Consider the following 26,574-nt stretch of genomic DNA (forward strand, 5'->3'; position numbering starts at 1 on the left):
AACTAATTGGTGCCTAGGTCTACGTGCTCAATAAAACCAGTGCGCGGTAGGGGGAAGAGAATAAAGGATACTTTACCTTTCACATTATCTACGGGGATGGTTCCTTGGGTGTTGTCCCCCAAGTGGTAGCGCGAATCGGCTGAGTTGGTTCGGTTATCTCCCATCATGAAGAGGTGTTGGTCGGGTACTTTAACCGGGCCGAAATATGGGCCCCCGCATGCATCGGAACCAGTGTCAGGCGAAATTGGGTATTGAGGTGGGGTATTGATAAAGGAATCGCTTGTTCGCTTCCCGTCAACCATGACGCCGGAATCACCCGGCAAACACTGCACGGTTTGTCCTCCCGTAGCAATGACGCGCTTGACTAGATCGTTTTCATCTGGAGCGACGAATCCGATGAAGGCTCCTGCCTCCTGGAGACCAGAGATAAGAGGATTGGTGGAGCGCGAAGATACGAAATTCGTGTTCCATGAATCGGTACCCTTAAATACCACTACATCGCCTGGCTGAGGGTCATCGAATGCGTAGGTTATTTTCTCTACAAAGATGCGGTCGCCGAAGCAACCCGCGCATCCATGCAAAGTGGGTTCCATCGATTGCGAGGGTATGAGATAGATGCGGCCGACGAATACTTGCAGAATCGAAATGAAGATAATGGTGAGGAGAACAACCAGCGGTATCTCGATATACCAGGGCTTTTCCTTCTTCTCTTTCGGCTTCTTATCGTCGGGATCTTTCGCGCCCGATGCGTCATATGCTGGATGCTGATTCACACTGTGGAATCTTAGCAGCATCTCGTGCAGCGTCTGATTCCTATTGCTAGATATCGGATGACTAAGCTGAGCTGGCACCAACAAAAAATCCTGTGGGCGGATGGTCTCCGTACCCACAGGATGAATTCTTTTTACGCCAGAAAAACTAGCGCTTTTCGCGAATCTTGGCAGCCTTACCACGTAGATCACGCAGGTAGTACAGCTTAGCTCGGCGAACACGGCCCCGAGTGATCACGTCGATCTTTTCAATATTGGGGGTGTGCACTGGGAACGTACGCTCCACACCGATACCGAAGGACACCTTGCGGACGGTGAAAGTCTCACGGATGCCGGATCCCTGGCGGCGGATTACGACACCTTTGAAGATCTGCACACGAGACTTGCTGCCCTCAATAACCTTAACGTGGACGTCAAGAGTATCGCCGGCGCGGAAATCTGGGATATCGTCGCGCAATGAAGCTGCATCAACTTTGTCAAGAAGGTTCACAGTTAAACCAATCCTTTTCTTTTATAGGAAAGAGGAACCTAGCGGCACTTCCTTCTAAAAAAACTTTTGGGCGCTCGTGCTGGTTCATATCCACTACAGAGTATTGAAGGCTGGCAAGAAACCAGACAACTGTGGGAATATTACCGTTGTTAGCTAGGAACATCAAGTTAGCTCAGGGAGGCCACCATCCGTCGCTTGCGGTCTCTTCAGCTCCCTCCTTTTCACCGCGCAGAGATCTGCTCCTTCGAGCGTGAGGAGAAATTCCTTGATGACCATGGGGGCTGCGAACCCGCCGAGTGAGTGCGCCGCTACGACGCGGTGACATGGGACGATGAGCAGGAGTGGATTGGCTCCAAGTGCGCGTCCCACCGCTCGGGCGGTTCTTGGTTTTCCAATAGCACGAGCTAATCCTCCGTAGGTGATCATCTCCCCCCTCGGAAGGGTTTGAAGGGCTCGGTATACACGCATCGCAAAGTCGGTTCCCTGAATCTCAGGCGTGATGAGACCCTCGTCAGGTTCGTCTCCGGCAAAATACTGAGCTAACCACTGTCGTAATCCAGCCGCAGCATGAGCTGGAACGGTATCATTCGAGATCTGATTCTCGTCGGGGAAGCCGCGCTGTTCGCGGTGCCACAAACCCACAATACGCGTTCCGCAGAAACGGGCCCGCAATTGTCCTACTGGAGAGTCGATATCGATGCTCGCATAGTTTGGTAGGCGCGCCATGGCGAGACTAGTTTTGTTCCAGGTTATTTTCCAGGCCGGCGCGTCGCATGGCATCAGCTAGAGAGCCGGAGGCCGACGCTTGCTGTTTCCTCTGCGGCTGTTTCTTATTAGGAGACCGCGTCGCTTTTTCATCTCGAAGGCGCATGCTGAGACTAATTCGATGGCGCTGGGGATCCACGTCGAGAACCTTCACGCGCACGACTTGGCCCGAACGGACAACCTCGTGGGGATCAGAGATAAATTTCTCACTCATAGCGGAAATATGCACTAATCCGTCTTGATGAACCCCAATATCAACAAATGCACCAAATTGGGCAACGTTGGTCACAGTTCCCTCTAGAATCATGCCTGGCTGGACGTCACCAATCGAGGTCACGCCTTCCTTAAAGACCGCCGTTTTGAATTCTGGGCGAGGATCTCGACCAGGCTTATCTAATTCAGCCAGAATATCTACCACGGTGGGAACACCGAACATATCGTCTGCGAAGTCAGCTGGATTGAGGGAGCTGAGAAGCCTGGTATTACCTATGAGGTCAGCAACGTCGAGGTTGGCGCTGCGTGCAATCGCGCGCACGACCGGATAAGCCTCTGGGTGCACGGCGGAAGCGTCGAGGGGATCTGCGGCACCGGTGACTCTTAAAAATCCAGCGCACTGTTCGAAGGCCCGCGGCCCCAGACGGGGTACGTTCTTGAGTGCAGCTCGAGAGCTGAAAGAACCATGCTCATTGCGGTAAGAAATGATATGGCTGGCGATCGTTGGGGTGATACCAGCCACCTTGGTGAGCAAAGGATGGGAGGCGGTGTTGAGATCTACGCCGACCCCGTTGACGGCATCTTCAACGACGGCATCAAGAGTTGACGCTAACTTTGCCTGGTTGACATCATGCTGATACTGGCCCACCCCAATTGCCTTCGGATCGATCTTGACCAATTCGGCGAGGGGATCCTGCAAGCGCCGAGCAATGGAGACAGCGCCGCGCAGGGAGACATCCATATCGGGAAATTCCTGCGCTGCTAGTTCGGACGCAGAATACACCGAGGCACCAGACTCGCTCACGACCACTGGGATCGGGCGGGCTGCGCCGGATTGTGAGGTAGCAGCGGCAATTTCTGTTGCTAGTTTCTCCGTTTCTCTCGAGGCCGTTCCGTTGCCGATTGCGATTAGTTCCACTGCATAGTGTTGGCACAGGTGAGTGAGGTGCTGGCACGTCTTGTCCCACTGGTTGTGAGGCTGATGGGGATAGACCACAGCGGTATCGAGAACTTTTCCGGTGCCGTCGATCACCGCACATTTCACTCCGTGGCGATAGCCCGGATCCAAACCTAAAGTGGTGCGTTGACCCGCGGGCGCTGCAAGCAGGACATCTTTGAGATTGCGGGCAAAAACATCGAGGGCGCCTGCTTCGGCCTTCTCATTTAAGCGCATCCGCGTATCGAGGCTCGCACCGACATAAAGCTTGGTTTTTCAGCCCCATCGCACCGCGTGGTCGAGCCATGGATACCCAGCGGTGAGCCCCAGATGCTTCATGACCAGTCCGATATAGAATTCATCATCCCCCGGGTTTAATTCGAGCTTAAGAATCCCTTCTTTCTCTCCTCTCATGATCGCCAGAATGCGATGGGAAGGGAGGCTATGGAAGGGTTGGCAGAAATCGAAGTAGTCGGCGTATTTCGCCCCTTCCTCAGCTTTACCGTCAATTAATTGTGAAGATAGTACTCCATTTCTAAACATGGCCTCGCGGATCTCAGTGAGCAGATCCGGGTAGAATGTCAACCGGTCAACAAAAATGGCAAGCGCACCTTTATGCACAGCCTTGATATCAGGGAAATCGGCGTGGATAAATCGCGCTGCATACTCATCTGGGTCATGGGGTTTATCGGTCATGAGCTCGTCGAGGAGGGCTTCGAGACCTGCTTCGCGTGCGGTATCAGCCTTGGTTTTCCGGCGCTTTTTATAGGGTGCGTAGAGATCTTCTAGGCGGGCTTTATTCTCGCATCCCGCAATGAGCTCACGCAGTGTGGGGGTAAGTTTGCCCTGCTCGTCGATGGCACTGAGGACAACGTGCTTACGGGCCTGAAATTCCTCTAAATATTGGCTGCGTTGGTGAATATGACGCAGTTGGGAATCGTCAAGTCCACCGGTGTGTTCCTTGCGATAACGGGCGATAAAGGGAACGGTATTTCCAGCGTCGATTAGCGCCAGGGCACGGCGAACTTGATCGGGGTCGACACTGAGTTCCGTGGCAATGGTCTCGACATGAAACGCTGCTGACTCACTCATGAGCGTTATTGTAGTCAGGCCAGAAATCGATTGTGAAAAGGAAAATACTACCGCCATCATGGACTTCGACGACGGTAGTATAGGAGGAAGGTTCTAGCCAGTATGCCCTTTCAGGAGGTCTGCAAAGCTTCTGACTTCGGGATTAATGGTGGTATTGGAGCTACGCTGCGGTAGTGAATCGTAATCGGGACCGAATCCAACAACTCCGGAGTTGGTGCTCACAATATGCTCTGCAAGTTCGGTAGCAGCACGGTTGACGCGGTGTTCGATCTCGCTGTCGGAACCGAAATCATCGGTGGCCGCGAAGACCGCAGTTGGCACAACCACAGCTCTCATATAGGCAAATAGCGGGCGCATCGCATATTCGAGAGCGAGCGAATGCCGTGGGGTTCCCGCGGTAGCTGCGATCAAGACAGGCATCCGAGTTAATGCCTGCGGATCGAGAGTGTCAATGAACATCTTAAATAGCCCTGAGTAACTTGCCGCAAAGATGGGGGTTGCCGCCACCACAGCGTGAGCGTCGGTGACGTTGTCCATAGCCTCACGCAGTTTATCGGTATAGATACCTGTGGTCATCACCGTGGCAAGATCAGTTGCGTATTCGGTGAGGTTCACATACTCAACCTCAAGTCCCTCACCCCGCTTAGAAACCTGGGCCACCACCGATTGCGCAATACGTTCGGCCAAAAGCCTGGTACTCGAGGGGCTAGACATTCCAGCGTTAAGCACTAATAGTTTCTTCATCTCTACCTACTTTCCTTCAGCCGGAATAACGAGGCGATGGTACGAGTTCTCACCTTCAGCAACCAAGCTCGCGTGGGTTGGAGGATCGCTTGGTACGTGGGCGGGGCGACGAGCTTCGAATTCTTGTCGTAGTACTGGGGCGATTTCCTTACCCAGAATCTCGATCTGCTCGAGCACAACCTCCTGAGGAAGACCGGCATGGTCGATTAGGAACATCAAACGCTGGAAGTCGCCTACCGCATCGGCATAGCCGAGGTACCGTTCAATGATCTGTTCTGGGGTCCCCACCGTCAGTGGGGTCATGCGAGTGAAATCTTCCATAGAAGGCCCGTGTCCATATACTGGCGCCTCGTCGAAATAAGGGCGGAAAAACTCCTGAGCCTTACGCTCGGTTTCGGCAGCGAAGAATTGTCCCCCGAGACCGACTATTGCTTGATCGGCGGCACCGTGTCCGTAGTGCTCGAAACGCTGGCGATAGAGATTCACCATGCTGGCGGTATGTTCGATATTCCAAAATATATTGTTATGGAAAAACCCATCACCATAATAAGCTGCTTGCTCGGCAATCTCGGTGGAGCGGATGGAGCCGTGCCAGACAAAGGGGGCTACGTCGTCGAGGGGCCGCGGAACGGCTGTGAACTGTTGTAGTGGGGTGCGGAATTCCCCCTTCCAGTTGACATTTTCCTCACGCCACAATCGACGTAAAAGGTGGTAATTTTCTACTGCTAATTCAATGCCTTTGCGGATATCTTTACCAAACCAAGGATAAACGGGGCCGGTATTACCACGGCCCATCATCAGGTCCACCCGGCCTTCCGCTAGATGCTGGACATACGCATAATCTTCAGCGATTCGAACGGGGTCGGTGGTGGTAATCAGAGTCGTAGCTGTGGTGAACTGGATATGACGAGTTTGAGCCGCTAAGTGAGCCATTAAGATGGGCGGATTCGCCGGAGCCACGAAAGGCGGGTTGTGGTGTTGCCCTGTACCGAAAACGTCGAGGCCTACTTCTTCGGCCTTCTTGGCTATGTCTACGGTGGCCTTAATACGCTCGTGTTCGGTTGGGGTTGTACCTGTCGTTGGGTCTTTGGTTACGTCGCCGATTGAGAAAATTCCGATTTGCATAACCATAGAATAAATAAAAGTTGTAGACGTGTCAACAACTAGGGACTCTCAACCCTCATCCCCGGCTCACCACCACAAAATTTGCAGCTTAATGTTCTACCTCGACCGCTTGTTGTGCCTACACAGAGGTTAAGCACCGCTCATATCTAGCGAATCAGCTCTCCTCAGTTTTAAATTGGCAGATAGCATCGATGTGGGGATTTACACTTCCCTCCACACTGGTGCCATACCAGTAGGTTTGAGGGGGAAACGAGGAGCTTACAGCCTGGGTAGCCGCCTTCAAGTCCAACTTGGTTGATCCGTGGATCAGTACCCTAAATAGGACTTCAACCAAAGGAACGCGGCCCTCACGCTGTTCATATTCCGAAACCAGCATATTTTCCGGCTCGCAGCTCATGGTTACCGCCTCACTATGAATCGCACGCACTGTATAACCGTGCGATTTAAGAGCTACCGGTAAATCGGCCACGAGTTGATCGAGTGTCAACGGATCCATCAATACGGAAAGATCAGTTGTCACAGCTCGATTAGTCATCGAATTCCGTTCCTCGCTCTTTCTTTTTAGGTTGGTCGGCTAAGAAGGTGCATTCACGTAAAGCCTGCATATCTCGAGCACTCAACTCTACTGCGTCCAAGAGATCTGGGCGTACGAGATAAGTTCTTAAAAGAGCTTGATCGCGACGCCACCGCGCCACTTTTTGGTGATTACCGGAGAAAAGTACCTCCGGGACATCAAGATTACGCCACTGCCGCGGCTTGGTATAACTTGGCCCCTCAAGCAAACCAGTGGAAAAACTATCGTCCTCATGGCTGAGCTGATTGCCTAAGACGCCAGGAATCAATCTCACCACGGCTTCGGCAATGACTAAAGTAGCTACTTCCCCACCGATGAGAACATAATCACCAATGGAGACCTCACGCACCCGATAACGTTTGTGAGCGTCATCGATGACTCGCTGATCAATACCCTCATAACGCCCGCAGGCAAAGACGATATGATCTTCCACCGCAAATTCCTCTGCATCCCGCTGGCTAAAGGGTTTACCCGACGGGGTGGGAACCACAAGCAGGGGTCGAGGATCTCGACAATCCGCACGGGCTTCATCAAGGGTGGAGGAATTATCGCTGGACCTGTGACGGTGCGCCGTGGCGGAGCTAAGATCCTGAGCAGTGGAGAATAGTCCATCTCGCGTAGCTATATCGTCGAGGGCTGGCCCCCACACCGTCGGTTTCATGACCATACCAGGTCCTCCACCATAGGGAGTATCATCGACCGATTTATGCACATCATGAGCCCACTGGCGTAAATCATGCACGCCAACTTCAAGAATTTTCTGCTCAATAGCCTTCCCGAGGAGTGCATGGCGTAGTGGCTCAAGATATTCGGGGAATATTGTGATGATATCAAGACGCATTAGAGATCCAGGAGCCCTTCGGGAGGGGTAATAACCAGGAAGCCAGATTCGAGGTTAATATCTGGCACGATGGCGTGCACAAAAGGTATCAGCGCCTCTTTGCCCGAACGCAACCGTACTTCAAGTAGTTCACCTGCTGGTCCGTGGCTTACTCCGATAACCTCGCCAATATGTAGACCGTTATGGTGGACCTCCAGACCTTCCAATTCGTGGTCATAAAAGGCCTCTTCGTCATCCTCAGCATCAAGGGGCTCGGCATAAAAGTGAGTGCCGCGCAAACTATCCGCTTGAGTGCGGTCAGCAATTTCTTCAAATTTAATTAATAACCGATGCTGATGTGGCCTGAGACTCTCAATAGTTAATACGCTATCCTTGCGGCCCTGACGAGCCTTCAGGGGCTCACCGACCCGAAACCGAAGCTCCGGATCATCAGTGGTTATCTCTACAGCCACTTCGCCCTTGATCCCGTGGGATTTTACTACCTTGCCAATCATCAATTCCATGGTCAATACCATAGCAAACACTGCTTAGAGCATAATCCCTGGGCATAAATTTTGGCGCAGAACTATCGGGACTGAACTATAGTGGCGGGTATGAATACTGAGCCCGTACATACCCCAGAGACTTTCGGCAACCTCGACCGCACCGACAGCGGTCTCACCGTCATCGACGCCCCGCAGGCAGCACCACAACCGCACGGGGATAAACCCGGGGTGCAAAGGGTAGCTCGAGCAAATGGCGCAAATATCATTCTCTTTAATTTCGCCCCAGGCCAAGAGCTCAAAGATCACAAGGCAGCGCACCCCATCACAGTGCAATGTTTAGCCGGCTCACTTGTCTTCGGCTGTCATGGCGATAATATCGTCCTAACCCCTGGACGTGTTATTCACTTGGATGCGCATACGGTCCACCGCGTGAGTTGTCCGACCGAGGCCGCAGCTGAGAATATTCTGCTTCTCACCATGCTCACACCGGTTAAGGATTAGCTAGCGCCCTTGCAAAGCACTGAGATTTTCGGCAGCAGCCTCGTAGAGCTCATTGATAATCGGATCATTGAATTCTCCATTTTCCACCATATCGATAACATTGCGATAGCACAGAGCTGCCGATTCGTTCTCCCCTAGTTCCTCGCGCACAGCACCCATCTCGTAGGTGGCATAAATCAGTGGCGTCCGGTGGGCGGGATCGGGGGAATGCTCGGCAATCTCGACACAGCGACCGAAGTAGTAAATGGCACTGGACCAATCCCCTTCGCTTTGCGCAAATATTCCACAATCGTATAGGTACCTTACCGCTTCGGTAACCGATGACACCATGTCGAGACCGTGGCGATCCAGTTCCACGTGCTCCCAAATATTTCGAACGAGAAATTCTACCGCTTCGTTAATCTGCTCGATTTTCAGCGCCCGGTAGATATCGCTCATAGCTTCTTCACAGTGACCATCCTGATATAAGCGTTGGGCTCGTTCGGCAAGAACCAAGGCTAATAGAGAACGCCCACGATGAGACTCCTCGTACGAATCTGCTGCAAAATGAGCGGCTCGTTCCCCAAGAAACGTGGTGGCGGTGGCGTTATCTCCCGTCTTCAGCGCTTCGGCATGTAAATAGAGAGCTAGAATAACTCCGTAATCGCTGACAGGGGCGCTCTTTTCATAGTCAGCGAGAATATCTAAAGCTTCCTCTGTGGCTACACCAGGTTCGACAGTGACCAAACACTCGATGCGCATGGCTTGGAGTTCGTGGTGGGTTGTCAGAGACAGAAACTCTTGGCCGACTTTAGCGTCGTCGCGCTCCTGCTCCGGACGCGCGTCCCAATCGTAGAATTCCATTAATCGATCAATCTCAATCAATGCCTCTGGGTAACGCGCCCCAGCCATGAGATAGAGAGCATACTTCTTGCGCGCAATGAATTCGACCCCGGGACTATCCTGCATGAGCGCTAAATCGGCAAGAGTCCGCGTGTGCTCCTGGAGCACGGGGAGGATAACGGGATCCTGTATGGCACCCGACGATTCCACGCTATCGAGAAACTCGATATAGAAGTCAAGACCCGCGCTCGTATTCCGAACTTCTGGCCAGGAGAGGACACGCTCATAACAGTGGATCCGTTCCAAGCCATCAAGAAGCGCGAGATTTCTTTCTAAGATAGCCACAATAGACTCAGGAACCATGGAAAAGAGCACATCGCGACGTTCGCCCAACCACGGTATAAAAACTCGCAAAAATTTGCGACCTTGCCACGCATTTTCCAACATAGTTAAAAGCTGCAAACCAGTGAACTCGTGAGCTGGTTCTAAAGCGATCGAGTTCAGTCGCTGCAGTAACTGGGCGACGGGAGTGGTATAGCCAGGCTCCGTCTGTAGGCGCGCATATTCGAGCCAGCACCACCCACTATTGCCGGAAAAAGGGAGAGAAGAGGCCTTCAGGGCGTGCTCTTTTACCCTGTCCCATCGATTAAATTCGGCGTGCATCTCACACAGATAGATGTGAATACGACCCTGTTGCGCATCGTCGACCGTAGCAAGTAATTTCTCTAGTTTCTCGATCGCATCCTCGATATCACGATCGAGACCGCTGGCAGCGAGATGCAGACATTCCTCTATGGGATCCACTCTCAAGTTCTCCCTTCCCAAGGGTTAACAAAGCCCTTTTCAGTGCCTCGCCATCATTCTAGATCACGGATGCACACCGAAAAGGGCTGCGAAAAAATTAGGAAGAATTACTCTGAATCCTCGACTGATTCCTCAGCTTTAGCTTCTTCCTTAGCTTTAGCTTCTGCTTCTGCCTTAGCCTTAGCGTCAGCTTCTTCCTTAGCCTTACGCTTCTTTTCCGTAATAGCCTCAGCAGTAGGGCCCTCATTAGCCTCAGCGAGTGCCTTGTTGAAGAGCTCGAGCTTGGAAGGCTTCTCTTCTGCCACCTTCAAGGTACCTTCAGCACCAGGTAGTCCCTTGAACTTCTGCCAATCGCCTGTCACCTTTAGCAGAGCGAGAACAGGCTCGGTAGGTTGAGCACCCACGCTCAACCAGTACTGAGCACGCTCAGAGTCGATCTGGATGACAGATGGGTCTTCTTTGGGTTGGTAAATGCCAAGGTTCTCAATGACCTTACCATCGCGTCGAGTGCGAGCATCAGCCACAACCACGCGGTATTGAGGAGTGCGAATCTTACCGAGACGCTGGAGCTTAATCTTGACAGCCATGAAGGCTTCCTTTCAGTCACTGGGCCGTTCAGACACCGGAAAATATACCGGCCGGTTGCGACCCTTTCGTATTTATCCTGCGATGTGACGTACCGTTCGGCCGGAGCCGGAGGCGGTGTAATCTGCAGGTTGCGGGGTTATCTAAAATCGTAGATAACCCCGCCAAGACTAGTACACCTCCTGTATTCGGGTCAAACTAGCGCCCTTTGCCAAAGTCGAGATTATTCAGATCGATATTTTCCATACCCTTGGGCATCTGGGGAAAACCGCCGCCCATTTGCTGCTGCATTCTTTGTAATTCCGCAAGATCAGGCATACCCTGACCTTGACGCTTCGGGGCCTTCCGCTTCCCGTTCTTCTTCCGACGACCCTTAGCTTGCTTCTTGGTGGCGCTTCGATTAGGAAAGCCTCCTGGCATACCCATGGAGCCAGCCATCTTTCCCATCATCTTTTTGGCTTCGAAGAAACGGTCAATCAGCTGATTGACGTCGCTCACACTCACTCCGGAGCCACGTGCAATTCGCTTGCGGCGGGAAGCATTCAGAATTTTGGGGTTTTCACGCTCAGCGGGGGTCATACCACGAATAATTGCTTGGATGCGATCGAGCTGTTTCTCATCGACCATATCCGCGACCTTGGCCATCTGCGAGCCCCCAGGCAGCATCTTCAGAAGATTGCCTATTGGCCCCATCTTGCGGATCATCAGCATTTGATTAAGGAAGTCCTCGAGCGTGAGCTCACCCGAAGCGAGCTTGCCCGCAGCATCCATAGCTTGTTCTTGGTCGATGGACTTTTCGGCCTGTTCGATCAAGGAAAGCACATCGCCCATGCCGAGGATTCGGCTGGACATGCGATCAGGGTGGAAAACGTCGAAATCTTCGAGCTTCTCACCTGTGGAAGCGAACATAATCGGTTTGCCGGTGACTTCGCGAATCGAAAGCGCTGCACCACCTCGGGCATCACCATCGAGCTTGGTGAGCACTACGCCCGTGAAATCAACGCCGTCACGGAAGGCCTGCGCGGTATGCACCGCGTCCTGGCCAATCATGGCATCGATGACAAAGAGCACCTCATCAGGGTTGATAGCATCACGGATCCCGCGTGCTTGGTCCATGAGAGTCTCATCGATACCAAGGCGTCCAGCAGTATCGACTATCACCACGTCGTGCATTTTGGTTTTGGCATGGGCGATACCAGCGGCGGCCACCTCGATCGGATCCGCATGGGAGGTGCCCATTTCATGATCGACGGTATCAATGGAGGTTCCTGGATCTGGAGCGAAGGTCGGAACCCCAGCGCGGTCGCCGACGATTTCAAGCTGCTGCACTGCACCAGGGCGCTGTAGGTCGCAGGCCACTAAAACTGGAGTGTGACCTTGATCTTTCAGGTATTTTGCAAGTTTGCCGGCGAGAGTAGTCTTACCCGCTCCTTGAAGACCAGCGAGCATGATAACCGTGGGAGGAGTTTTGGCTAGGCTGAGACGGCGGGTTTCCCCACCAAGTATGCCTGTGAGTTCTTGGTCGACGATCTTAATGACTTGCTCAGCTGGATTGAGAGCCTTGGAAACTTCGGCCCCAAGCGCGCGGTCTTTGATTCGAGAGATAAAGCCACGCACGACGGGGAGAGAAACATCGGCTTCGAGGAGGGCGAGTCGAATCTCGCGAGCCACCGCATTGACGTCAGCTTCTGAGACGCGACCTTTTGATCGCAGCCCCGTGAGGGCTTTGCCGAGGCGGTCTGATAGAGATTCAAACACGTTACTACTCATCTCCTTAATATCTTATGCTCAGCCTCGCTCCGAGGTCTCCGCACAGTTCTCTTCCCACCTATACTAACCTCTGCTTAACACTCGGGTCACGTCACGGTCTACGGCAGCTCGCTCATATCCCGGTTTGAGCGAGCACACCACAATAATGGTTGCCCCTGGAGTAGACATGCTCAGCCAGTGTAGATCGGGCAGAACCCCCATGAGGGTCCCCAGTGCGGCGCGCCGATCACTGGTACGAATTTCTAATATATCTCCGTGCCAGTAGGTGACTGGGTCGGAGCGCGTAACAGGTGGCAGCGCCGAATAAACTCCTGATTTATAGGCTTGGATGAATTCTCCCTTATCGAAACCAGTGCCTAGCGTGTTGTAGACGGTCAATTCAGCGATGATCTTCCCCCGTGATCCATCGTCGATAAAGTCTGCTTCAGTAATTGTCCATCCTTTAGCTGCGATGAGGGCAAAAAGCCTAATACTCTCTCGCCAGTACTCCCCTTCCCAGCAGATTCTGGCTTGGGATTCTTCTCCTCCTAACAGGTCCAAACCCGCGCGATAGCGAATAACCGGAGGCCGTGGTTGATGGCTGTGCAACTGAGCACGAGCTTTGGAAATGAGCAGCCTCGAGCCCGATTGCAGAGCTGGGGACCACACACCAGGACCGGTAGCTTGGGCATCTGCGGCTACTAAGACCTCTAATAACTCGAGAACAAGGAAATTGTATCCAAGGGTGTCTAAAAGCGTGTCGCGGATATTATCGGATTCAATGTCCTGGGTTGCGATGAGCCTTGGAATAAGAGTGTGATGCAGAACAACGGCGTGGACCACCGCTTGATCTTGAGCTGAGAGCTTTAAAGTCTGGGCCATCTCGACAACCATCTGCGCCCCAACCTCCTGATGACTTCGGTGGTGACCTTTGCCAATATCATGGTAGAGGGCAGATAGGAAAAGGAGGTCAGGACGGGAGACACGGCCCCGAGACCGAGCACAAAACTCTAGGACCTTAAGGCTATGTCGATCCACGGTGTGGATGTGGGTAGGTTCTCTGGGCAACATTCCCCGAATACGCCCCCAACCAGGGCAAATATTTTCCCATAACCCGTATTCGTCGAGCTCCAGAATCACCCGAGCGCTATGATCTGGTGAGGAAAGAAGAGCAAAGAAATCCCCTGTCATCGTTTTCGTCCATTCATGGCGATTCGCCCTGGGGACGGTGATGAGCTGACGCCAGACCGAGCGTCGAATGGGCATTCCAGTTCGTGCGCCAGCCGCAGCTACGCGAAGCACCAGCCCTGGGTCGCCGAGATTCGGTTGCCGGGCGAGTGTAATCTCGCCATTCTCCTCAACAACGTCGATATCGAGAGGGCGACGCTGGGCACTTCGCGCAGGGGAATTACGGCGCAGCAGATGCCTCGTCGACGCTAGAGCGGTAGTCAGAGCACCATCGATGCGGTGGGCTGCGTGAGCGAGATCCCGAGAGAGCGCATACCGGTCTGAGTAGCCCAGATCTTCTGCGACATCCACAGCGAATTCCGGATCCAGCACATCGCGTGCGCGCCGGGCATGGTAATGCAAGAGGGTGCGCGAATCCACTAATAAAGCACGTTCTTTGGATAGATCGGGGATATCGACCATATGGCCAAGGGCTAGAGCACGCAAAAATTCGTGATCGCGCAGACCCCCACGTCCATGTTTTAGATCCGGTCGCGTCATCGCAACGACAGAGCCAGAACGTCGCCACCGTGCGATGGCAAGGTCGACAAAAGCATTAAAGTTCCGGTTGAGATGGACTCGCCACCTACGCAGCACAGCGTCCCTGGTGGCCGACGTTAATTCTTTATCGCCGCGAATATGCTTGAGTTCTAATAGAGCCAATGCCGCGGTGGGATCGGAGTTGACTAATGAGACACACTCATCTCTGGTGCGCACCGCGTGATCGAGGCGGAAGGATGCATCCCATACTGGATACCACAGGTCCTGAAGATTCTCAGCGGCAATGGTGCCATCATAAATAAGCACCAGGTCCAGATCTGATTGCGGCTGCAGTTCACCGCGTGCCAGCGAGCCGGTGGCAGCGAGTGCGCTCCCTTTCGGGAGGCGGATATTGGCGAGGACGTGTGCGGCACGGGCTCTCGCGCGGTCACGGATATCGTGAGCACGCACAGAGCTAAATTGCCGCGGAGCCGCGCTCACCAGTACGCACGCGAACGACATCCAGCACGTTGGTGACCCAGACTTTACCGTCACCAATCTTACCGGTATGGGCTGCGTCGACGATGGCTGTGACGACATCGTCAATGATGGGATCCTCAACAACGACTTCGATTTTTACCTTGGGTACGAAGTCAATAGCATATTCGGCACCTCGGTAAACCTCGTTGTGGCCTTTTTGCTGACCGAATCCTTGAGCCTCGGTGACAGTCATAGCGTGAACTCCCACCTGCTCAAGCGCATCCTTGATATCCATCAATGTAAATGGTTTAACAATGGCAGTGACGAGCTTCATTATTTGTCCTTGCTAGGCTCCGTTAAGCCCACTGAAAATCTTTTGGGTACTCCCCAAAATAGTAGCCTAGCCAGCCTCCTGGCGGGGAGGCTGGCTAGGTGTCAAGAATGACCTTTTACTAACTACTAGTCATAGCGACCTCAGCCGAGGAGCGCATCAACGAAACTTTCTACTTCGAATGGAGCGAGGTCGTCGGCACCTTCACCCAAGCCCACAAGCTTGACTGGAACACCTAGGTTCTCTTGGACTTGGAAAACTATCCCACCTTTGGCTGTGCCATCGAGCTTGGTCAGCACCACACCAGTGATATTAACCACTTCACCGAAAACCTTGGCCTGATTTAAACCGTTTTGACCCGTCGTAGCATCGAGAACAAGCAGCACTTCATCGACGTTAGTCTTCTTTTCCACAACTCGTTTGACTTTGGCAAGCTGATCCATCAGATTGGCGGAATTGTGAAGTCGCCCAGCGGTGTCGATGACCACCACATCGGCTTTGTGGTCCACTCCACGTGAGACAGCATCGAAAGCTACGGATGCCGGATCGGCAGCCTCTGCACCGCGAACGACCTCTGCTCCAACCCGACGCCCCCAAGCTTCGAGCTGATCAGCTGCTGCGGCACGGAAGGTGTCGGCGGCACCGAGAAGCACCTTATGCCCCATCGATACCAGTACGCGCGCTAATTTACCGGTGGTTGTTGTCTTACCCGTCCCATTGACGCCGACCATCAAGATAATCGCCGGTTTACCTCCATAAGGGATAGCCTTAAGGGAACGATCCATGTCGGGCTTGCATGCTTTAATAAGGCATTCTCGAAGCATAGAACGCGCTTGAGCTTCAGATTCCACTCCACGGACCGCGATCATATCCCGTAGCTCTTCCACCACAGTCATGGTGATCGCCACCCCGAGGTCAGCTTGAATGAGCTCAGCTTCAATATCCTCCCACGCTTCTTCATTGAGATCGCCGGCAGAGAGTATTCCCAGCACAGATTGTCCAAAAACATTCTGCGAGCGCGCCAGTCGACCGCGCAGTCGACCCATGCGACCGGCTGCGGGAGCTATATCGTCGATGGTGTCTTCCACTCGAGCGCTTTCTGGGGAGCGATCAACAAGCCCATCGAGCCTTTCAGAGCTCGTGCTTACTTCTCCGTGAGCGGAGATATTAGCGGGTTCCACTAGCCCGGTTGGTGCGGTGTCTGAAGTGTCAGCAGCGTCCTCGGCTTTGTCATCACCGTCATTTTCTTCCAAGGCTGCGATATCTTCGAAATCAACGAGCTCGACGAAATTATCATCTAAATCATCGGCTACGCCCTCTGTATCAGCATCTACCGACCCGTTGTCTGGTAGTGCCTCGTCGGCCGCTGTGACAAGCTCAGCTTCCGGCTTAAAATCGCTCGAGATATCCGGCTTGAGATCCTTGGCACCGTCCGACGGCGGTATGGGGGCTAGTGGCTCCACCGTGGAGATCGGTGTTTGATCGGCTCCAGGAGGTTGCGGTGGATCGAGCAGCTCAGGGTGTTTCTCGGCTGGGGCGAATTGAAAGCCTCCATGAGCCTGATAATTTCCAGATTTTTGCTCTTGAGTTAGTTCTTTGGGTTGATCATCATCGGGTTTCTGGAACGCGATTGTTTTGGTTTTTCTACGTTTTAAGCCAATAACGATCAGGATGGCAACAATGATTGCCACCACGACGGCAGCTAGGATGATCCCATAGAGCGGTTCGATAGTCATGCTCCCATCTTGGCAAATTTAGAGGCTTTTCACACCTTGAACCGCGCCATGCATCAACTCTTATTGCCTAATAAAGTGTGGCCGCTCATGTGGCGGCCACACTTTATTAGGCAATTCCGGGTTTCGATAGAGCTAAAACTATCGCCTCTGCTGAGACCAGATCGCTGGTCACTAGATCGGGGACTATATCGGCCATGCGCGCCCACCCATCGGTGGCCGCATCAAGAGTTTTATTTGACGTAATGAGTCCGTGTGCCGATAACCTTGATGCCAAAGCTAATACGAAAGAAACCACTGGGCTCAGCGCCCATAAATGTTCTTGATTATTGGTATCTACTCCATCGAGCTTATCGAAGCGGATCCGAGCAAGGGCGTAAACAGTCTTGTTGGTGCTGCGTAGTGTTCGCAAAATGGTCACGGCGGCGGCGATAAGCTTTTCACCAGCGAGCAGTTGGTTCAGCTCTGTGCGCTTATTAAAGGTTTCGAACACTGCCAGTAACCGTGAGCCGTCGTCTAAGACTGCGCCCGGGACAATATGAGCGTCGTCGAAAAGTTGCTGCAAAATTGCCCGCTGTTGCGCTGGGTCAAGACCCGCAATCATCACTGTAGAGCGATCAATGCAGGCAGAGTCAAGAGTCTGATCACGCCCGGTCTTTAGAATTTCCACGACATTCTCGCCCGCCACTGCTTGTAATTCGCGGTAGAGCTGCCGAGCGGCGCTCCGCTGCTCGGCTGTAATCCCCTCGGTTCCATAAAGGTTCGAGAGAGTACCCATCAGCTCGAGCGCCCCGATCCAAGCAGCGCGATGATGGGATTCATCGGATCCGGCGCTTTTATCGAAGATGCTTCGCACAAGGCCGGTTTCGATAAAGCGCCCTGGTTGCTGTTCAGAGGTAACGAGTGAGTGTGCCAAACCACGGATAGCGGCATTCGGTTGCGCACTAAACACAGTGCGCACCGCCTTGCGGAGTTCCTCCCGACGCCCCCCAGTTGCCAATATATCCCACAGTACTGGCATCACTGCTGCTTGGGTGGGAACCTGATCGGTTTCCCCCGAGAGGAAAGCACTCAGAGTCCCCAGTCCGCCGTCTAATTCCCCATAGAAACCCTGTTGCTCAAGGGTTTGAGCTTGCGGCCCTGGTGCCACCGGGGTGCGGAGGGCTGTAAAAGGATCGCGGCGATTAACTTGCACGATAAGGTTGCCAGATCCGATATAGCGCACCGGTAATTCAGCTCTACCCTCACTGAATTCCAGACGCTCGGCTGGCTCCCACGGCGCAGTTTCTGGCCAGACCCACACCCCCCAGTAGGGGCCCAATGCATCGGAGGTGATCGTGGAGCCGTCCAGTTTTATATGAGGTAGGTCTGCGATTTCGCTATCAGCTAATACCACCGAGATACGACGGTCGGTTGCGGGATCAGTCCATTCTAGATTGACTCGACCCGTAGGAAGCATGTGGGTGGCCCCGACAATCTTCGACATATGCGCTGTATAGGTATAACCACCGTCGGTGGTGGCCATAGTCGTGGTTTTAACCGGCTGTCCGTGACGGTTGATTACGGAGATCTTGGGATCGTTCATAGAGCGCGTACCGCGCACTCGAATCTCTCCCGCGAGATCGATATGGTGCGGGTGCACGGACATCCGTGACGCTCGCCACATCGCGGGTTCGTTAATGGTGGGGAGTTCAAAGATGAGCCGCGGAGGCGAAAATCTCAGCGGGAGAGCGTCGCCCTCGTCGGTACTTATGACGAAGTCTGATCCTGGGTCAAGCGGCCCCACGGCAGGATGAGCCGGCTGCACCTCGAAGGATTTGTCACCAGGCTTAATGATGAGAGTTGCTTCTGAGAGACCTCCTTGGGACGGTATCCTGAAGGAGCCGCAGCCTCCTTGGAAAGTGCTGCGAGCTAAGGCTCCCTCCACTATGGCGAATTCATGGCGAAAGGATTCATTACGTGGTCCTCGAAGTCGCACCAGATATTCACCGACCCAGGGTGCGTCGTACAATTCTGGATCAAAGACCTCAAAAACGCCTCCTTCAGCGGGAACTTCCAAAGGCTCCGGTTGGGTGACTTCCTCACCTTGAGTTCCCGCGCCGGAAAACGAGGCAATAGAGAGGTACCACATCTCGCTGACACCGGAGCTAGTGGGTGGAAATTCTGCTAGCAGACTGGTGGAATGGACGCGCAGACCAGTCATCGTAAAAATATCGGGCAAGGCGTCATCGGGTGTCGAAAAGCTCACACGCTGCCGGGGGTCAATGGAACGAGCGCGTTTTAAATCGGCGTGGGTACCAGGCGCCACCGCGTCGATCGCTTGGGACTCGGCAAGGTCCACGTTATGGCAGGTCCACCCACTCCAGCCTTCGATAGCAAAGGACGCAGAAATAACATTGTGCGCGCCGGTGACAGGATCGATAAGCTTATAATCCTCTGGCACCAGAGCTCGCAGTTTCATATGGTGCAAGGATCGTTTATCGGTTACTGTGCCGCCGCGTTTATTAAAAAGGAGTATGGGGTCAGCAGCATCAACCACCGGCACATTCCACGTGATTGAGTTAGCTAAATCTTCGACGGTTACTTCACGAACGGGTTTGGGCAAGCTGATATCGAGTGGATCGGAATACCCTGTGACATCTCCCCACGAACGGCCTGTGCGATAAACCGTGGTGGAACCATCGATACTCACTCGCCAAGTGATCTCGCCCGAATCTGGCACTTTTTGTTCTGGCAGCCGCAGCAGCACCTTTTTGCGCCTAGCATCAAGAATAAGGCGTGGTCGCATCTCGCGATTAGCCACCCCTACGGCAGCCAATCTGTCTACGGTGCCCACTGGACGCTCTCGGAGTTCTGCTATAACCGCTTCCCTGATCGAAGTCACCAAAGATGTTCTCACGCCCTCATCTTCCCGATCCACCCACGAGTGTGGGTGCGCGAGGGCGAATTCGCGCACCGTAAGAACTCCGTCAAGGATTCGCTGGGCAAGCTCGGGGGCATGGGCAGAAAAACGAGAAAAATATGGAGGTAGCTTGTCTGGATTGCTATCGAGGGCTTCCAGCAAGAGAGGAACTTCCGTGTTGATCAGTCCAGCATGAAAGCAGAGGGTAGAGATGGGATCGGTATCAAATGTTGCTAGACCTCTACGCTTCAACGCGGCTTCTAGATCATCCTCGAGGAATTTCTCTAGCTCAGAAACTGTCTGCTGGGTGATATCAAGGCCCACACCGTTGAGGTATTCGTGGATAAAATTATCTGCATCAACGAGTTTCTGGGCACGTTGCACCAAGGTAATCAGCGCTGTGGATTCACTGATCTCTAGCAGCGCCTTGAGCGTTGAGCCTGCTGTGATCTGACGACTGAGGAAGATTCCGTATAATTTTTTGACCTTTTCCAGTTCGTCAGTTGCGAGATCGAGATCAGCAACCAAGGTTGCCGCATCGAGGTCGGCGGTGAGCTCGACGTCGTGTTGCGATGCCCATCCGAGGAGGGAGTCAGTGGGATCGGCAATAGGTTGAACCTCAGCGGGCATAGAGAGTTGCGTCCTTTCTCTTTTTAAAAAAGCAGAGTTTACCATGTTCTAAATGAAACCTAAGCGCTCATAAGGAGCTGGGGTTTTTATGTGTTCTCACTGGGTTCATTCGCTGCGAAATGACCTTGGTTACACCATCTCCGCGCATGGTCACACCATAGAGCACATTAGCTATATCCATAGTAGGTTTTTGGTGAGTAATGACGATCAGCTGTGAGTCTTCTCTAAGTTGTTCAAAGAGCGCTATCAGGCGACGCAGGTTGACATCATCGAGCGCGGCCTCCACCTCATCCATTACATAAAACGGGGAGGGTCGCGCTTTAAAAATAGCGACCAGTATTGCCAAAGCTGTGAGAGATTTCTCCCCGCCAGATAATAGGGAGAGTCGTTTGACTCTCTTTCCTGGTGGTCGCGCTTCAACCTCTATGCCGGTTGTCAGAATATGTTCGGGGTCGGTGAGAAAAAGCCTCCCCTCACCTCCGGGGAAGAGAGTAGCAAACACTCGGGGGAATTCTCGCTCGACATCATGCCAGGCATCGGTCAGCAGTTGCAGGATCTTGTGATTGACATCTTTAATCACAGTCTCTAAGTCTTTTCGAGCTTTCTCCACGTCGTTAAGCTGAGAGGACAAAAAATTATAGCGCTCTTCTAAAGCTTTATATTCTTCTAGGGCCAAGGGGTTGACCTTGCCCAGAGCACTCAGATCCTGCTGGGCCTGGGCGAGCTTGGCAGTGGCCGACTGAGCATCGAAATCTTCAGGAATATGGTGGGTGGTAAGCAAATCGTCGATCGCCATACCCATTTGTTCGGCTACTTGGCGCTCAGTCTCCTTCAGGCGCACTGCTTCCTCGCTGTAGGCGAGTTCAGCGCTATGGGCCCGAGCACTTTTATCCTTAAGTTCACGGTCTAAGTTATTTACTGCTTTCTTGAGCTGATCACGTATAAGTTTCTTCCTTGCTAGATCTGCTTGGCAGTGTGCTCGCTCATCAGCGGCTTTTTCTAAGGCTGCATCGAGGCGCTGATTAATAGTGGAAGCTAAGAAGGACACCGTGCTCGCTAGGTCTGCTTTGGCCTTGCGGTGGGCTTGAGTGCGTTCATGGCGTATCTTGTGTTCGCGCTCGTTGCGGGCTTGACGCTCAAGCGATTCCACTCGCTCTCTTTTACTCTGAAAGGCATCTTGCAGGGAGCGAAGCTGGAGGAGGGCTTCAACCTCCATCGCCTTGACCTGGGCGAGCGCAGATTGGCTTTGATCGCGGCGCTCGAGCATGGGGCTGAGATCAGGTGTTTGATCAATCTCCCCGACCAGTGCGAGACGGTCTCGAGTGACGGTGATAGCCTCTTCACAATCAGCGAGGCTGAGCTCGGCCTTTTTCCGCTGTTGCCCGTGTGTTTCCATCGCTAGCAGGATTTTCTCTTTTTTGGCCTTGTAATTATCTGCGCTTTGCTCCATTTCTCGAACGTGAGCGAGACTATCGCGAAAGTGGGCAATAAGACGAGCATGCTCGACGCGTCGCCCATCGGCACTTAAGCGCGCGCCTTCAAGAGTGCCCACTAGTTCGTTGAGCTCAGCCTGATAGGTATCTCTTTCGGCCAAGGCTTGCTCAATGGCGCTATGGACTTCTATGGCTTTCGGGGCGCTCCGATGACCGAAGATTATCCACCCCTCCCCTACCATTTCGCCATCTACGGTCACCGCTCTGAGGCGAGGTTCCTGGGCGACTAGCATGTGCGCCTGTTTCAGGTCATTGACACACACGACATCGGCCAGAAGTCTGCTTACACTAGCTCGGAATTCCTCTGCGACGGTGATATCGTCTAGCAACCACGAGGCCCCGCCGGACAGTGATATATCAAGGTGCCAGGATAGTTGCTGAGGTTGTTCGAGCATTATTGTGGTGCGCTCGATAGCCTCGTTATGTGATCCTTCAAGTGCTGCGATGATATCGGGAGCTGATGGTAAACCACCGGCGAGACTTTCTTGGTACAAGCCGAGGGCTACCCCGAGAGCTTTTTCCTTGCCGGGTTTCACCTGAATGAATTCTGCCAAGGTCTGTAGTCCCTCACGATCAGGTGCTATAACCGAAAGGGCTTCTACGGGCGCTGTGGGCAGGGTATCTCGTAACGTGCCCACGCGAGAGTCCAAAGCTGCAATCTTCTTCTCTACAAAGCGTTGTTTAAGACGCAAGTCATCGAGCCTCTGCTCTGCATCAACTAGTTCCTGTTCGGCCTGGCGGTGAGCTTCTTCTCGCAGTTCGCATTCGTCTCGCGCCACGAGTAACTGGTCAGATATTTCCTTGAGAGCGCTGACAACCTCATCCAGTTGCGCTGCATAATCAGTGTTTAGTTCCACGATACGAGCATGCTCAGCACGAGCTGCTTCTAGAGCGGTACGCTGCGATTGCTCTTGGGCTTGAAGTCTGACAATCCCCTCGCGACGATCCGCCTGCGCCTGCACATGGCGGTAGTATTCGTGCTCGGCCTCGCGGGCTTGGTCTTCTTTATCGACTACTTCCTCGCGAATGGATTCGAGAGTGTCGGTAGCGATGTTGATCTTCTCATCAGCAATCTCGCATTCGATTGCCATCTCATTCGCCCGTCTACTCAATTCCTCTGGGTCCCGTCCCGAATAAGGGGCGGGTTGAAAAGAATGTTGCCGATCATTGGCAATGCGCGCAGTGGCTGTAGCTTGCTCTTTTAACCTGGTGAATTGAAACCACATCTCTTGGGCGCGGCGGGCGGCTTCTTCTGCTTGTGCATTTTCCTCTTCGATAATTGTCAAGCGCTGGCGTTCCTCGCCAAGCGTGTTGCTAATAGCGGCTACTTCTGCAGCCGCTATCTGATGGGCATGCGCACTCGTTTCCAGTGCGCGCCTTCGGCTGCGGATGTGGTACACGCCGAGATCAAGGCGAGTCTGCCGGACCTCTGCCTGGACAGTCCGGGCGCGTTGCGCAGTCGCGGCCTGACGGGCTAGAGGTTTGAGCTGCTTTTTCAACTCGTCTGTGAGGTCCTGGAGGCGGTCCAGGTTTGCCTGCATATGGACTATTTTTCGCTCTGCTTTTTCTTTGCGTCGTCGGTATTTCAGCACGCCTGCAGCTTCCTCAATATAGGAGCGACGATCTTCTGGTTTGGAATCCAGAATTTGAGCTAGCCTTCCTTGGCCCACCACCACATGCATTTCTCGCCCGATACCGGAATCGCTGAGAAGTTCCTGAATATCCATGAGACGGGCCTTTGAACCATTGATCTCGTACTCACTAGCTCCGTCTCTAAACATTCGGCGGGTGATAGATACCTCGGAGTAGGCTATATCCAGTGCGCCGTCAGAGTTGTCAATGCTCAGCGTCACTTCAGCTCGACCTAAGGGTTTACGATCACCTGCTCCGGCAAAGATGACATCGTCCATCTTCGCCCCACGCAGAGTCTTCGCACCCTGCTCACCCATCACCCAGACAAGGGCATCGACGACATTGGATTTTCCGGAGCCATTAGGGCCAACTACTGCACATATACCGGGTTCGAATTTCAGAGTTGTTGCAGACGCGAAGGACTTAAACCCCTTAAGAGTCAGTGACTTTAAATGCACGGTAGCCATTCCTTAGTATCAGACGCATCTAGCACCTTGATTGTATTAGCTCCTCATTCAAACCATTGAATCTGAAGGGGACAAAAAAGTGCCAAGCATTTTCTTACCCTAGGTAAGTGGGTAGTATATCTGCAGCGTGGTGGCAGGGAGCTTTCTGAGTATAAATCTAGACTCCTAGTCGTGCCACGGAGATATGGGCTGTTTACGCGACCGCAATATCCTAACTAGGAGCTAAAATCATGGTGAATGCTTGTGCGCGATTCTCATTTACCGACCTCCCATTTCATCGGACCCTTGGATACTACTTCCCTTGGCATACGATAAAACGTTAGCCCAAACAGTAAAAACGATGAGCGATCAACTATGAGATGCCAACAGAAGGACAGACTATGAAGAAGAAATCATCTCGTACATGACCTTGGTTCTTCCGGCCGGAGATCGGGCTGGAGGCTAAGTTGATACCATCAATGAACTGTCGCTCGATTTTTTAAGACTCACCGTTTTGTACCCAGGCTACCCATCTATTCCACAGCAACCTCATCGACTCTGCAGGCGCTCAGCAATATGAGCGGTGCTATAACTGTTGTGGGTTCACTTATGCGATAGGTAAGAATTTGGGTTGAGCAGTCACCATAGAACTATTGAGCGTCCGCTTCTGTACGGTGCTCATGGGCACACATAAGGATTAGTGTGAATCAGCTCGGGTGTGAGTAGTTCTTCGTCGCAATCCGGGTCGAGACAGAAACCCAGCCCGCCCTATCTCTGTCGAGGCGGGTAGAACTACTAGTAGGGATTTAGCGCCGCCTTAATGGTCTAAGGTCGCTATATTCTGAGCAGTTTTCTAGTGAACGTCGAGAACGCGTGCAGCTAGCTATACGCGATGAGGAATCGCCTCAGTGCCTACTGGCAACCCGGGGCTGTATTGTCGGTAGCACAATTTGCTCGGTCGACGCGAACGTATTCACTTGGACCTATGCCTGCAGTAGCTCACGGTCGCATCCATCGGATCTTACAACCACTCCCTTGGCAGTCCAGAGGATCCGTCGACTAATGAGATTTGTTATTTATGTCGTTCATACAGGGGATATGAAACCGATATCAGACGTTGATAATTCTGGTCGGGTTTGACTGACCATCGAAGAAACCGCACCAGCGCGTGGCCGGTGCGGTAAGTCATGACTAGAAGCTGGTGACTACTTTGCCAGCCCGTCGCGTGCAGGCGTCAGAGCCATCCCACGCTTCGATATTTCTAAGCTCGGGCAGCATATCGCGGTGGAAAATTGGATCGAGGCCTTTGGCCTTTTGTTGGGTGTAGTTCTTCAACAACTTCACAGCTACTCCACCCAGTGGGACAATAGCTACTAGGTTAATAAGCACCATCAACGCGGCGAAAGTATCGCCGAGTGCCCACACCAGTGGAACAGATCCGATTGAGCCGAAGAAGACGAAGCACATAACCGCCACCCGGAAAATATTGAGTGCCGGCTTCGACTGAGTGAAGTATTCCAAATTGGCTTGGGCCAGATAGTAGTTTCCAATGACCGAAGAGAAGGCGAGGAAGAAGAGGATCAAGGTGACAAAGTGAATGCCAATGCTACCAATCTCATTAGCCAAGGAGGCTTGGGTCAGTGCTGCGCCTTCAACTTCCCCGCTAATCGTGGGGTTACCAAGCAAAATGATGAAGGCGGTAATCGAACACACCAAGAGGGTATCGAAGTAGACGCCGAGCGTTTGAACGAGACCCTGCTTGACTGGGTGGGAAACAGTGGCGGTGGCCGCGGCGTTTGGAGCGGAACCTTGTCCCGCCTCATTGGAGAAAAGACCGCGACGCATACCATTCATGAAGGCTGCACCCACAGTCGCACCGGCAATCTCGCGGAAGCCCAGGGCATGCAGGACGATATTCTCAACCATTGCGGGAACTTCGGAGATATTGATGAGCACAACCACTATGCCTACCGTCAAGTACAACAGCGCCATAAATGGCACAACCACCTGGGTAAAGTTGGCGATGCGCTTGACTCCGCCAAAGATGATGAGACCTGTAAGTATAGCCAGGACCAAACCAATACCACCTTTGAAGATGGTCGAGTCTGTTTCAAAGGAAGTAGAGAGAGCTTCGGCAATGGAATTGGACTGAATGGCATTGTAGACAAAACCAAAGGTGAAGGTGATGGCCACTGCGAAGATCATAGCCAACCACCGCATATTGAGACCTCGAGTGAGGTAGTAGGCTGGGCCACCGCGGTAGGTGCCATCGCCTTCTCGCTCTTTCCAAAGCTGTGCGAGAGTTGCTTCTACAAAGGCGGTAGCGCCGCCTAGTAATGCGATAATCCACATCCAGAAGACTGCACCCGGACCGCCGAGGGTGATAGCGACGGCAACACCAGCGACGTTGCCGGTACCCACCCGGGAAGCAGCCGAGATCGTGAAGGCCTTAAACGAGGAAATGCCTTCAGCGTCGGCTCGGGTTTCGCCTCCTTTGTCGACGACCGCTCGGAACATCTCCGGCAGCATCCGAAGCTGCACCACGATGGTTGCTATTGCGAAATAAAGCCCAGCGGCGATCAGGAGGTAAGGAATAACTTTCCAGATATTATTGTTGACCGATTCGGTTACGAATGATTCGAAGGTTCCCATGCGAGTTACCTTACAGCCGCAAGAGAACTACGTCCGCATCACAACTAAAAACTGAGAAAATTTGAGTGACT

18 protein-coding genes and 1 pseudogene are annotated in these 26,574 nt (G+C 53.1%); 1 reads left to right on the top strand and 18 read right to left on the bottom strand.

All coding sequences use genetic code 11. The annotated features are described in order from the left end of the window. Positions 1-2: 2 nt before the first annotated feature. The 9 genes and pseudogenes from lepB to rimM all read right to left on the bottom strand — a co-directional run bounded on the left by lepB (position 3) and on the right by rimM (position 8,066). The gene (gene lepB, locus NXS13_RS01705) at positions 3-794 is read right to left on the bottom strand and encodes a signal peptidase I (RefSeq protein ID WP_396125059.1); all 792 of its coding nucleotides are present in this window, start codon (positions 792-794) and stop codon (positions 3-5) included. 124 nt (positions 795-918) lie between these two features. Then, positions 919-1,260 carry a 50S ribosomal protein L19 gene (gene rplS / locus NXS13_RS01710; protein WP_259076284.1) on the bottom strand — a complete coding sequence of 114 codons (342 nt, stop codon included), beginning with the start codon at positions 1,258-1,260 and terminating at the stop codon, positions 919-921. 162 nt (positions 1,261-1,422) lie between these two features. Then, positions 1,423-1,986: a methylated-DNA--[protein]-cysteine S-methyltransferase gene (locus tag NXS13_RS01715; protein WP_259289262.1), complete on the bottom strand. Its 564-nt coding sequence runs from the start codon at positions 1,984-1,986 to the stop codon at positions 1,423-1,425. 7 nt (positions 1,987-1,993) lie between these two features. Then, positions 1,994-4,267, bottom strand: a pseudogene (locus NXS13_RS01720) (Tex family protein). A gap of 93 nt (positions 4,268-4,360) precedes the next feature. Beyond that, entirely contained in the window at positions 4,361-5,011 is a 651-nt protein-coding gene (locus NXS13_RS01725; RefSeq protein WP_259076280.1) for an FMN reductase, read from the bottom strand. Between the two features lie 6 nt (positions 5,012-5,017). Then, positions 5,018-6,136, bottom strand: coding sequence for a CE1758 family FMN-dependent luciferase-like monooxygenase (locus NXS13_RS01730; RefSeq protein ID WP_259076279.1), 1,119 nt, complete (start codon positions 6,134-6,136; stop codon positions 5,018-5,020). A gap of 154 nt (positions 6,137-6,290) precedes the next feature. Beyond that, entirely contained in the window at positions 6,291-6,671 is a 381-nt protein-coding gene (locus tag NXS13_RS01735) for a hypothetical protein (RefSeq protein ID WP_259076278.1), read from the bottom strand. Next, a complete protein-coding gene (gene trmD, locus NXS13_RS01740; protein ID WP_259076277.1) occupies positions 6,664-7,551 on the bottom strand; it encodes a tRNA (guanosine(37)-N1)-methyltransferase TrmD in 888 nt (295 codons plus the stop codon). The genes NXS13_RS01735 and trmD overlap by 8 nt, the downstream gene beginning before the upstream one ends. After that, positions 7,551-8,066, bottom strand: a complete 516-nt coding sequence (rimM, locus tag NXS13_RS01745; RefSeq protein WP_396124681.1) for a ribosome maturation factor RimM — start codon at positions 8,064-8,066, stop codon at positions 7,551-7,553. The genes trmD and rimM overlap by 1 nt, the downstream gene beginning before the upstream one ends. A gap of 78 nt (positions 8,067-8,144) precedes the next feature. Here rimM and NXS13_RS01750 point away from each other — a divergent pair, with 78 nt between their 5' ends. Then, a complete protein-coding gene (locus tag NXS13_RS01750; protein WP_259076274.1) occupies positions 8,145-8,537 on the top strand; it encodes a cupin domain-containing protein in 393 nt (130 codons plus the stop codon). On the opposite strand, the gene NXS13_RS01755 is transcribed toward NXS13_RS01750, so the two are convergent. The 9 genes from NXS13_RS01755 to NXS13_RS01795 all read right to left on the bottom strand — a co-directional run bounded on the left by NXS13_RS01755 (position 8,538) and on the right by NXS13_RS01795 (position 26,503). Further along, positions 8,538-10,163: a hypothetical protein gene (locus tag NXS13_RS01755; RefSeq protein WP_259076272.1), complete on the bottom strand. Its 1,626-nt coding sequence runs from the start codon at positions 10,161-10,163 to the stop codon at positions 8,538-8,540. Between the two features lie 107 nt (positions 10,164-10,270). Further along, positions 10,271-10,750 (bottom strand): 30S ribosomal protein S16, encoded by a 480-nt coding sequence (gene rpsP / locus NXS13_RS01760; RefSeq protein ID WP_259076271.1) that lies wholly within the window; start codon positions 10,748-10,750, stop codon positions 10,271-10,273. A 196-nt stretch (positions 10,751-10,946) separates the two neighbouring features. Further along, complete coding sequence (ffh, locus tag NXS13_RS01765) at positions 10,947-12,506, bottom strand: signal recognition particle protein (protein ID WP_259077084.1); 1,560 nt, start codon at positions 12,504-12,506, stop codon at positions 10,947-10,949. A 75-nt stretch (positions 12,507-12,581) separates the two neighbouring features. Then, entirely contained in the window at positions 12,582-14,726 is a 2,145-nt protein-coding gene (locus NXS13_RS01770; protein ID WP_259076269.1) for a [protein-PII] uridylyltransferase, read from the bottom strand. After that, positions 14,680-15,018, bottom strand: a complete 339-nt coding sequence (locus NXS13_RS01775; RefSeq protein ID WP_259076267.1) for a P-II family nitrogen regulator — start codon at positions 15,016-15,018, stop codon at positions 14,680-14,682. The genes NXS13_RS01770 and NXS13_RS01775 overlap by 47 nt, the downstream gene beginning before the upstream one ends. A 140-nt stretch (positions 15,019-15,158) precedes the next feature. Continuing rightward, a complete protein-coding gene (gene ftsY, locus NXS13_RS01780) occupies positions 15,159-16,751 on the bottom strand; it encodes a signal recognition particle-docking protein FtsY (protein WP_259076266.1) in 1,593 nt (530 codons plus the stop codon). A gap of 106 nt (positions 16,752-16,857) precedes the next feature. Continuing rightward, positions 16,858-20,280 (bottom strand): hypothetical protein, encoded by a 3,423-nt coding sequence (locus NXS13_RS01785; RefSeq protein WP_259076264.1) that lies wholly within the window; start codon positions 20,278-20,280, stop codon positions 16,858-16,860. Between the two features lie 67 nt (positions 20,281-20,347). Next, the gene (gene smc, locus NXS13_RS01790; protein ID WP_259076262.1) at positions 20,348-23,863 is read right to left on the bottom strand and encodes a chromosome segregation protein SMC; all 3,516 of its coding nucleotides are present in this window, start codon (positions 23,861-23,863) and stop codon (positions 20,348-20,350) included. Between the two features lie 1,179 nt (positions 23,864-25,042). After that, a complete protein-coding gene (locus NXS13_RS01795; RefSeq protein ID WP_259076251.1) occupies positions 25,043-26,503 on the bottom strand; it encodes a sodium:alanine symporter family protein in 1,461 nt (486 codons plus the stop codon). Positions 26,504-26,574: the final 71 nt, after the last annotated feature.

It is taken from the genome of Corynebacterium sp. ES2730-CONJ, assembly GCF_024834055.1.
Lineage (GTDB): Bacteria > Actinomycetota > Actinomycetes > Mycobacteriales > Mycobacteriaceae > Corynebacterium.

Coding starts and splice junctions, on each gene's coding strand:
- NXS13_RS01750 (WP_259076274.1), top strand. CDS start 8,145: ATGAATACTGAGCCCGTACATACCCCAGAGACTTTCGGCAACCTCGAC.
- rpsP (WP_259076271.1), bottom strand. CDS start 10,750: ATGGCTGTCAAGATTAAGCTCCAGCGTCTCGGTAAGATTCGCACTCCT.
- NXS13_RS01735 (WP_259076278.1), bottom strand. CDS start 6,671: ATGACTAATCGAGCTGTGACAACTGATCTTTCCGTATTGATGGATCCG.
- NXS13_RS01715 (WP_259289262.1), bottom strand. CDS start 1,986: ATGGCGCGCCTACCAAACTATGCGAGCATCGATATCGACTCTCCAGTA.
- NXS13_RS01730 (WP_259076279.1), bottom strand. CDS start 6,136: ATGCAAATCGGAATTTTCTCAATCGGCGACGTAACCAAAGACCCAACG.
- NXS13_RS01785 (WP_259076264.1), bottom strand. CDS start 20,280: ATGCCCGCTGAGGTTCAACCTATTGCCGATCCCACTGACTCCCTCCTC.
- NXS13_RS01770 (WP_259076269.1), bottom strand. CDS start 14,726: ATGTCGTTCGCGTGCGTACTGGTGAGCGCGGCTCCGCGGCAATTTAGC.
- trmD (WP_259076277.1), bottom strand. CDS start 7,551: ATGCGTCTTGATATCATCACAATATTCCCCGAATATCTTGAGCCACTA.
- NXS13_RS01795 (WP_259076251.1), bottom strand. CDS start 26,503: ATGGGAACCTTCGAATCATTCGTAACCGAATCGGTCAACAATAATATC.
- lepB (WP_396125059.1), bottom strand. CDS start 794: ATGCTGCTAAGATTCCACAGTGTGAATCAGCATCCAGCATATGACGCA.
- NXS13_RS01775 (WP_259076267.1), bottom strand. CDS start 15,018: ATGAAGCTCGTCACTGCCATTGTTAAACCATTTACATTGATGGATATC.
- NXS13_RS01725 (WP_259076280.1), bottom strand. CDS start 5,011: ATGAAGAAACTATTAGTGCTTAACGCTGGAATGTCTAGCCCCTCGAGT.
- rimM (WP_396124681.1), bottom strand. CDS start 8,066: ATGGTATTGACCATGGAATTGATGATTGGCAAGGTAGTAAAATCCCAC.
- ftsY (WP_259076266.1), bottom strand. CDS start 16,751: ATGACTATCGAACCGCTCTATGGGATCATCCTAGCTGCCGTCGTGGTG.